This is a genomic window from Aeromonas sp. ZOR0002 (assembly GCF_963866995.1).
In the GTDB taxonomy this organism is placed as follows: Bacteria; Pseudomonadota; Gammaproteobacteria; order Enterobacterales; family Aeromonadaceae; genus Aeromonas; species Aeromonas caviae.
Map to the genome: position 1 here is coordinate 1 of NZ_CAWMFQ010000077.1, position 8254 is coordinate 8254.

Here is an 8254-nt window from a genome sequence, read left to right on the forward strand (position 1 = left end):
GGGTAGTGTGTCGGCCTGCACCGCCAGCGGTGCCAGCTTGGCGGCCAGTTGCTGGCGATAGGCCAGCGCCTGGTTGACGTAGGCGACGATGCGAGCGGAGTCGAAGTTGACGTTGGTGAGGGTGGCGAAGAACGCCTTGGGCACGAAAGCGTCTATTTCGCTGTCGACGATGCCGTGCTCGCGGGCCGCCAGGGCCCAGGCGCTGAGCCCTTGCAGGGTATAGATCAGCACATCCTGCAGGTCGGAGGTTTCCGCCGTCTTGCCGCACATGCCTTGTGCATAGGCGCAGCCGTTGCCTGCCGGGGTACGAATTGTCTGTTCACATTGCACACAAAACATCATGCCTCTCCTAATTGGACATTTCAGTTATCTGTTTTGTGGCGATTCTATTCCCCTCCTGGAAAACTTAATAGGCATTCAATTTACCAATTAACATTTCATTGATGCAGATCAAATAGAAAAAAGCCGCCCAAATCGGGCGGGGTGGGAAATCAAGGAGAGACAACTCGGGTTTGCAACAACAGGGGCAGTGATACGGGCCGGAGCATGGGCAGCCGGCCCCAGATTCATCAGGCCAGATAGGCGCGCAGCATCCAGACCAGTTTCTCCTGCTGCTGCACATAGTCGGAGAGGATGGACGCAGTCCCTTCATCACCGGCATCGGCGGCCTGACCCAGGATGCGACGCTGGGCGACCAGCAGTTCGCGGAAGCTCGCCAGCAGGGATTCCACGCAGGCACGACCGTCATGCAACCCCTTCTGCTCGGGGATGGCGGACACCTGGATGTAGTCGCTGAAGCTGTGCAGGGGCACCCCATCCAGGGTCAGAATGCGTTCGGCCAGGGCATCGACTTTCAGCAGCAGGTCGTTGTAGATCTCTTCGAATTTCAGGTGCAGCTCGAAGAACTGGTTGCCGCGGATGTTCCAGTGGAAGCCACGGACGTTCATGTAGAGGATCTGGTAGCTGGCCAGCAGCTTGTTGAGCTCGGCGGCCAGGGCTTGTGATTGAACGGTATCAAGACCAATGGGGCTCTTCATGATTCACCTCCAGGTGGTAAGCATTATCGGGAACGGAGTCAGCTTATCCAGAAGCAGACTCAAAGGACAATCGTCTGTGCCTTGCCGATCCATAGCCAATGGCTATCGTCGGCAAAAAATGCATCGGCTTTCATTGCTCAAGCCGTTCGATATAGAGGATCACCTCGCCGAGGTGAATGCCGAACTTGCTGATCTTCGCGCGGTTGATCAGGCGATCGTCGTCCAGCAGATACATCCAGTCATCAAAGCTCACCCTCACCACGCTCTCATCCGGCAGTGCCAGATCGAGTTGATAACGCCAATTGAGGGCAAAGCCCTCTGTCTTGCCTACCGCCTCCCCCACCACGTCTGAAGCCGTGCCGCGCCAGTGGCCATCCGCCCCCTTGCTCAAAAACCAGGTGCGGGTCTGCCGACGGCCATCATCGAAGTAAAACTGCTCGAACAGCTCCCCCTTGCCCTCTCGCCAGTGCCCCTGCATCTCGACCCGAAAGCGACTGGTCACTTCGCCGCTGCGGTCCGTCACCAGGCCGTGGGCCACCAGCTTGCCATTGAAGAAACGGGCGAGATCCCAGCCCGGCCGGGAGCCGCGATAATCGTCAAGACCCGCGCCGCAACCAGAAAGCCACAGCAGGGGCAGCAACCAGGCAAGACGCCACCAGGAAGAGAACTTCATGGAATACTCCATCAGGATTGGCCGCGCAGGCGGCGGGTCAGAGCGGGATCCCGGCTGTCGTCAGTCAGCCAGATAGCAAGAAACGCGGGGGCGAAGGCGGGATCATCGAGAGAGCCAAGGAGGCGATCTCGCAACCAGAAGTGGCCCGAGCCTTGCTCGTCCACATAAAAAACCAGCTTGTCGCCGGGGGCGACATCCGGCCAGAGCGTGGCCAGTCGAGCCAGCCAGCGTTGGCGCTCACTCTCGCTGCCAAGGCCGAGCCGCTGCCACTCGGCGGCGGTCGCCTCCAGCAAATCCTGGCGCTCGATGGCCCTCGCGTAGGTAATGCTGAGGGCCTGCGGGTAGCGCCCCGGCTGATAGCGACCGCTCTCGCTGTAGAGGGTGGCGTCATAGAGCTTGAACCAGAGCCAGCGCATCTCCCCCTGTCCCACGGTACGCAGCCCCTGCCAGGGGGCGGCAACGCTCTGGGCGGTCGCAAACAGTGGCAGGCTCAAGGCCGCCAGCAGCAGGCTAGTTCCACCCCATGTGCCAACGGGCGGGATCCTCCAGTTCATGCCAGTCCATCTCCTGTTCCTGCAGGGTGTTGATATCCTGCATCACCACGCTCGCCAGATGCCCCTGGGCATCGCGCTGGCAGGCCACCACCAGGTAGAAACGATCGGCCAGCTCGCACTGGCCATCCCTGGTCCACTTGGAAAACAACAAGGTGTCGGTCGAAAAGGTGTTCATCTCGTCTCACCCTCCAGCTTGACCGTTACCCACAGGAGTACGGGTAACCACCACATCCAGATCACCGCCAGCAGCACTGCGCTTGTCCAGATGCCCCAGGGTAAGTTTACTGCCCCCATGGCGGCCCCCGCCATATAGGAGGAGGCCCCCCCCACCATGCCGAACAGCCTCTGTTGCCAGCGCGGCAAGGGGCGAAGCCAGGGAAGGCCGTGGGAGAGGGTCAGGGCGAAACCGCACCAGAGCAGCAACAGCCAGAGCGGAAAACCGGACGGAAAGTGAAACAGGCCGAGGCGCCAGAGCAGGATGTCGAGCAGGTAGCCTGCCAGGGCGACCGGGATGAGGCGCCAGTCCTGCCCGCGGCGGGGGGAGAAGATGAAATGGAGCAGCAGCATCCCGAGCAGCGGGCCCGGTTGCTGCCATGTCACCGCCAGCAACCAGTAGAGGTTGAATCCCAGCAGGTGGGCCCACTGCCACATGATCAGCGACCGTGTGCCGGCAAGTCCCCGGACCAGCCATGGGGCCCCGGCTTGGCAGCCTCCAGTTGCACCAGGCTGATGGCCCGCTCCCAGAATCCCCCTTCACAGTAGGCGAAGTAGAAGTGCCAGAGCCGGATGAAATCCTGGCTGTAACCGAGTTTGGGCAGCTCCGGGGCCAGCGCCAGGAAGCGTTCGCACCAGTGGGCCAGGGTACGGGCATAGTGGTGGCCGTGATCGTGCAGCCGTACCAGCTGCATGTCGGTCTCCCGCGCCAGCAGACCCGCCATCTGGGAGACGCAGGGCAGGCAGCCTCCCGGGAAGATGTAGCGCTGGATGAAGTCCACCCCGCGCAGATACTGGGCGTGGCGCTGATCGGCGATGGTGATGGCCTGGATCAGCAGGCGTCCGCCGGGCTTGAGCAGGCGCGACAACTGGCGGAAATAGTCGGGTAGGAAGGCGTGCCCCACCGCCTCGATCATCTCGATGGAGACCAGCTTGTCATAGCGTCCCTCCAGCTTGCGGTAATCCTCCAGCAGCAAGGTGATGCGATCTCCCAGCCCCTCCCGCTCGATCCACGCCTTGGCATAGTCGTGCTGGGCCCGGGAGATGGTAGTGGTGGTGACCCGGCAGCCGTAGTGACGGGCCGCATAGACGGCGAGACCGCCCCAGCCGGTGCCTATCTCCAGCAGGTGGTCGTCCGGCCCAAGCTCAAGCCGCTCACAGATGGTGCGCAGCTTGGCCTGCTGCCCCTCCTCCAGGGTGGCATCCGGGTGGGGATAGATGGCGCTCGAATACTGCATGTGATCGTCGAGAAAGCCCTGATAGAGGGTGTTGCCAAGGTCATAGTGGGCGGCGATGTTGGCACGCGAACCGGTCAGGGTATTGCGATTGAACCAGTGGCGCACCTTGTTGAACGGGAAGCTGAGCCAGCCGAGGCGCCGTTCCAGGGCGTCGAGCAGCGGCAGATTGCGGGCCAGCAGGCGCACCAGTGCCACCGGCTCCGGGCTGGTCCAGAGACCCTCCACCCAGGTCTCTCCTGCGGCGATGCTGCCCCCCAGCAGCAGGCGGCGATAAAACGCCGGATCCTGCACCACCAGCTCGGCATGCAGGTCGCTGCCCGCCTTGCCGAAGCGGTGGCACTCGCTGCCGTCGTGAAGCACCAGTTGACCCTGCTCAAGGCGCGCCAGCAATTTGAGCAGCAGTTGCTTGGCCCCCTTGTCGATGAAAGAGGCAGAGAGGGTTGATTGAGCAAGTTCCATTAGCGGCTCTCCGAATGGGTCAAGAGTGAGGTCGTTCGGTTGGGATGAACCCGCACCATGGGCTGCTGACAACACCAGGAAGCGGAATTAAACGGGTGTGTCGGCGTCATGGGCGGCTCTCCGGATGGGTGAAGACGGGGGTGCGTTTGATAAAAAGGCGCATGGCCTGCCAGTAGATCCCGAGCAGCACCTTCAGGGTCATCCAGGGCCAGCGAACCAGCAGCGCCGCCAGCCCCTTGCGCGACAGCGGCGCGCGGCGCAGGGCCAGGGTGGCGTCAAACAGCTTGCTCTCACCGGATACGGGGTGGCTCTCGATATGGATCAGCGCCTCCTCTTTCGGCGCCCGGATGCGCCAGTGGTAGCGCATCCCCAGTCCCATGAAGGGGGAGACATGGAAATCCTTGTCATGGGGGGAGAGCGCCGCCAGATCCAGCAGGTAGTAGTGGCGCTCGTTCCAGGGGGTATTGGAGACCTCCGCCAGCAGGTAGCGGGTCTCCCCTGCCCGATCGCAAAAGTAGAAATTGACCGGGCTGAAATAAAACCCGAGGCAGCGCACGTTGCCAAGGAGCAGCACCCGCCCGCCGGGCTCCGCATCCCCCCCAAGGGCCGCCACCTTGTCCCAGACCGCCTGCTTGAGGGGCCCTTCGCTGCCCCGCAGATAGTCCTCGCGGCGAAACGAGAGCAGTCCGGCCCGCTCCACGGCAAACCAGCGCCCCTGCTCAAGCCCGGGCAGTTCGTCCAGATCCAGCCCCAGCATGAAGAGGCTGTATGAAAAAGCGTGGGCCCTGGGGGCGAAGCGGCGATGGCGCACCGAGCCTTGCCAGATGGCGCTGATCCCCTCCCCCATTCCCTCGTCCCCTTGCGTCAAGGCCGCGGCGCCGCTCATAGCTCGGCCCCGAAGCGTCTGGCCACGTCCAAGGCGCTGCGCACCCCGTCCTCGTGAAAACCGTTGTACCAGTAAGCCCCGCAGAAGTGGGTGCGCTGATGGCCACAGATCTCGCCCCGTCGCTGCTGGGCGGCGATGGAGCCCTGATTGAATACCGGATGATGATAGACGAAACGGCGCAACACCTTGCTCTCGTCCACCCGTCCACGGGGATTGAGGCTGACGCAGAAGGGCGCGGGGGAGCTCACCCCCTGCAGGATGTTCATGTTGTAGCTCACCAGGGGGCGCGCCCCGTCATCCTCACCGAGCTGGTAGTTCCAGCTCGCCCACGCCTTGCGGCGCATCGGCAGGCAGGAGGCGTCGGTGTGCAGCCAGACGTCGTTGGCCTGATAGGGCATGTTCCCGAGGATGGCCCTCTCTCCCTCGCTCGCATCCGCCAGCAGGGCCAGGGCCTGATCGCTGTGACAGGCGAAGATCACCTCGTCAAAATGGGCCTCCTGCCCCTGGCTGGTGACCACGACGCCATCCGCCACCCGGCGCACCGCCTCCACCGGGGTAGCGAGGCGGATGCGCGACTGCCAGCCCGCCGTGAGCGGCCCTATGTACTCTCGCGAGCCACCCGGGATCACATACCACTGGGGCCGGTTCGCCACCTCCAGCAGCCCGTGGTTGGCGAAAAACCGCAGGAAAAAGCTCAAGGGGAAGGCACGCATGTCCGCCAGGGTGGAGGACCAGATGGCCGCTCCCATGGGCAGGATGTAGTGGCGGGCGAAATAGTCGCTGAATTTCCCCGCCTGCAGGAAGTCCCCCAGGGTCAGCTCGGGGGTCAGCTCCCGCTGGCGATGCGCGGCCAGCCAGGCCCGCGCCTCCCGGTTGAAGCGCAGTATCTCGGCGACGAAGCGATAGAAGCGCGGGCTCAGCAGATTGCGGCGCCGGGCGAACAGGGTATCGAGGTTGTGGCCGTTGTACTCCATCCCCTCGGGACTCTTGACCGAGAAGCTCATCTCGGCGGGTTGGCGCCCCACCCCGATGCGCTCCAGCAATTTGAGGAAGTTGGGATAGGTACTGTCATTGAAGACGATGAAGCCGGTGTCGATGGCATAGTGGCGCCCAGCCTGTTCCACCTCCACGGTGGCGGTGTGGCCTCCCAGGGTCGGCGCCGCCTCGAACAGGGTGATGTCATGCAGCTTGTGGAGCAGAAAACCGGCGGTAAGACCGGAGATACCGGAGCCGACGATGGCGATCTTTTTCTTCATGAAGGGCGTCCTTTCGAAACGAGTGTGCGGCCAAGGCGCAGCCAAAGCCCCGTCGGCAGGGCGCCGAGCAGGCGCAGCAGCCAGATGAAGCGACGGGGAAAGTGGATCTGATGGCGACCGGCGGCAAGCCCCGTCATGATGGCGCGGGAAGCCTCTTCCACCGTCACCAGGCAGGGCATGGGAAAATCATTCTTGTCGGTGAGCGGCGTCTGCACGAAGCCCGGGCGGATCAGGGTCACCCCGATGCCCTTGCTGGCCAGATCCAGGCGCAACGTATCCGCCAGATAATCGAGGGCCGCCTTGGAGGCGCCATAGGCCTCCGCCCGTGGCAGGGGCAGCCAGCTCACCGAGGAGCTGACGATGGCAAGCCGTCCACCCGCCCCCAACCGCGGCAGCAAGGCGGCCAGGGCGTTGCCGGTGGCGATGAGGTTGGTCTCGATGACCCGGGCAAACAGGGCGCCGTCAAAGCCTTCTGCCGGATCCATGTATTCACAGTTGCCCGCATTGAGAATGAGCAGGTCGAGGGCGGGCAGGCTTGCGGCCACCCCGGCCATGGCGGCGCTGTCGCGCGCATCGAATCGCAAAGGGGTGATCCCCAGGTCGGCCAGTGCCTGCAAGCGCACCTCGTCCCGGCCACAACCCCACACCTGCCAGCCGGCGCGCCGATAATCCAGCGCCAGCTGGCGGCCGATGCCCGAGGTGGCCCCGGTGATCAGCACCCGGCCGCTCATGTCCCCAGCCTCCCCTTGATGGCCCGTACCACGGGCCCCAACAGCGGCAACTGCTCGTAGAGCATGGCCCCGAGATCGAAGTAGTCCCGGTGCAGGCACACCTTGCCCCAGGAGTCGAACGTCAGCCGGGTGGCCCCCTCCACCCTGACGGCCCGGCCACCGGCAATCCTGGGGTGGGAGAAGGTCATGACCCAGGCGAGCCAGGCTTCGTTGCCCGACTGCTGCTGACTCGTTATCTCGAAACTGCACTGGGCAAGGCGCTCATAAAGGGAGGAAAAGTAGCGGGTGAGCGCGGCCAGCCCCTCTATCCGGTGCGCAGGATCGATGAAGAGCACCTCATCGGCATAGACCTCCGGCAAGCGGTGCAACTGATGCTTGTCCAATTGCAGGTAGAGGATGACAAAGCGGGCCAGCGCGTCATTCATGCTAGTTTTTCTCCAGTTCGCGGAACATCTCGATGGCCCTCACCCGTGCAACGGCATGATCCACCATGGGGGCCGGATAATCCTGCCGCCCCTTGAGCCGCAACCAGTCGTGGGGCTCGTGGAGATAGGCAGCAGGCACATCCGCCAGCTCAGTGACCCAGGTACGAATGAACTCCCCTTGTGGATCAAATCGTTGCCCCTGGGTGGTGGGGTTGAAGACCCGGAAATAGGGCGCCGCATCGGCCCCTGTCCCCGCCGCCCACTGCCAGCCGCCATTGTTGGCCGCCAGATCCCCGTCGATGAGCCGACTCATGAAGTAGTCCTCCCCAAGCCGCCAGTGGATGTGGAGATCCTTGGTGAGGAAGCTCGCCACTATCATCCGCAGCCGGTTGTGCATCCAGCCGGTGGCGTTGAGGCAGCGCATGGCCGCATCCACCACGGGGTAGCCGGTGCGCCCCTCGCACCAGGCGGCGAAGGCATCCGGATCCCAGCTCCACGGCAGGGCCGCCGTCTCCGGCTTGAAGGGGCGGTTCATGGAGAGGCTCGGGATCAGCACCAGCAAGTGGCGGTAGAACTCGCGCCAGATGAGCTCGTTGAGCCAGACAAAACCGGGTTGGGCCTTCGACTGGGGCCGGTAGCCGAGACGCTGCTGCAGTGCCCCCACGCACTGGCGGGCACTGATGATGCCCGCCGCCAGATAGGGGGAGAGCACGGAGGTGCCCGCCAGCGCCGGAAAGTCCCGGGTCTCGCCGTAATCGAGCACCGCCTGATCCAGAAACGCG

The 8254-nt window shown here is 63.7% G+C and carries 11 protein-coding genes and 1 pseudogene; all 12 read right to left on the reverse strand.

Annotation, left to right across the window (positions count from 1 at the left end; genetic code table 11):
- Positions 1-339: pseudogene (locus AACR77_RS04530) on the reverse strand (hydroxylamine reductase); the annotation flags it as partial.
- 230 nt (positions 340-569) lie between these two features.
- Positions 570-1037 (reverse strand): Dps family protein, encoded by a 468-nt coding sequence (locus tag AACR77_RS04535; RefSeq protein ID WP_010673329.1) that lies wholly within the window; start codon positions 1035-1037, stop codon positions 570-572.
- 130 nt (positions 1038-1167) lie between these two features.
- Positions 1168-1710 carry a DUF3833 domain-containing protein gene (locus tag AACR77_RS04540; RefSeq protein ID WP_080768134.1) on the reverse strand — a complete coding sequence of 181 codons (543 nt, stop codon included), beginning with the start codon at positions 1708-1710 and terminating at the stop codon, positions 1168-1170.
- An 11-nt stretch (positions 1711-1721) separates the two neighbouring features.
- Complete coding sequence (locus AACR77_RS04545; protein WP_042864293.1) at positions 1722-2264, reverse strand: chalcone isomerase family protein; 543 nt, start codon at positions 2262-2264, stop codon at positions 1722-1724.
- Entirely contained in the window at positions 2221-2439 is a 219-nt protein-coding gene (locus tag AACR77_RS04550) for a TIGR02450 family Trp-rich protein (RefSeq protein WP_042880015.1), read from the reverse strand. Before AACR77_RS04550 ends, AACR77_RS04545 begins: the two co-directional genes overlap by 44 nt.
- The gene (locus tag AACR77_RS04555; RefSeq protein ID WP_042880017.1) at positions 2436-2915 is read right to left on the reverse strand and encodes a DUF2878 domain-containing protein; all 480 of its coding nucleotides are present in this window, start codon (positions 2913-2915) and stop codon (positions 2436-2438) included. The genes AACR77_RS04550 and AACR77_RS04555 overlap by 4 nt, the downstream gene beginning before the upstream one ends.
- Before the next feature lie 2 nt (positions 2916-2917).
- A complete protein-coding gene (locus tag AACR77_RS04560; protein ID WP_039041352.1) occupies positions 2918-4174 on the reverse strand; it encodes an SAM-dependent methyltransferase in 1257 nt (418 codons plus the stop codon).
- A 106-nt stretch (positions 4175-4280) separates the two neighbouring features.
- The gene (locus tag AACR77_RS04565; RefSeq protein WP_042880019.1) at positions 4281-5060 is read right to left on the reverse strand and encodes a DUF1365 domain-containing protein; all 780 of its coding nucleotides are present in this window, start codon (positions 5058-5060) and stop codon (positions 4281-4283) included.
- The gene (locus AACR77_RS04570) at positions 5057-6316 is read right to left on the reverse strand and encodes an NAD(P)/FAD-dependent oxidoreductase (RefSeq protein WP_042880021.1); all 1260 of its coding nucleotides are present in this window, start codon (positions 6314-6316) and stop codon (positions 5057-5059) included. The genes AACR77_RS04565 and AACR77_RS04570 overlap by 4 nt, the downstream gene beginning before the upstream one ends.
- Complete coding sequence (locus AACR77_RS04575) at positions 6313-7047, reverse strand: SDR family NAD(P)-dependent oxidoreductase (protein WP_010673321.1); 735 nt, start codon at positions 7045-7047, stop codon at positions 6313-6315. The genes AACR77_RS04570 and AACR77_RS04575 overlap by 4 nt, the downstream gene beginning before the upstream one ends.
- The gene (locus AACR77_RS04580) at positions 7044-7472 is read right to left on the reverse strand and encodes a nuclear transport factor 2 family protein (RefSeq protein ID WP_010673320.1); all 429 of its coding nucleotides are present in this window, start codon (positions 7470-7472) and stop codon (positions 7044-7046) included. The genes AACR77_RS04575 and AACR77_RS04580 overlap by 4 nt, the downstream gene beginning before the upstream one ends.
- 1 nt (position 7473) lies before the next feature.
- A partial coding sequence (locus tag AACR77_RS04585; RefSeq protein ID WP_042880023.1) for a cryptochrome/photolyase family protein occupies positions 7474-8254 on the reverse strand: 781 nt, incomplete at its 5' end.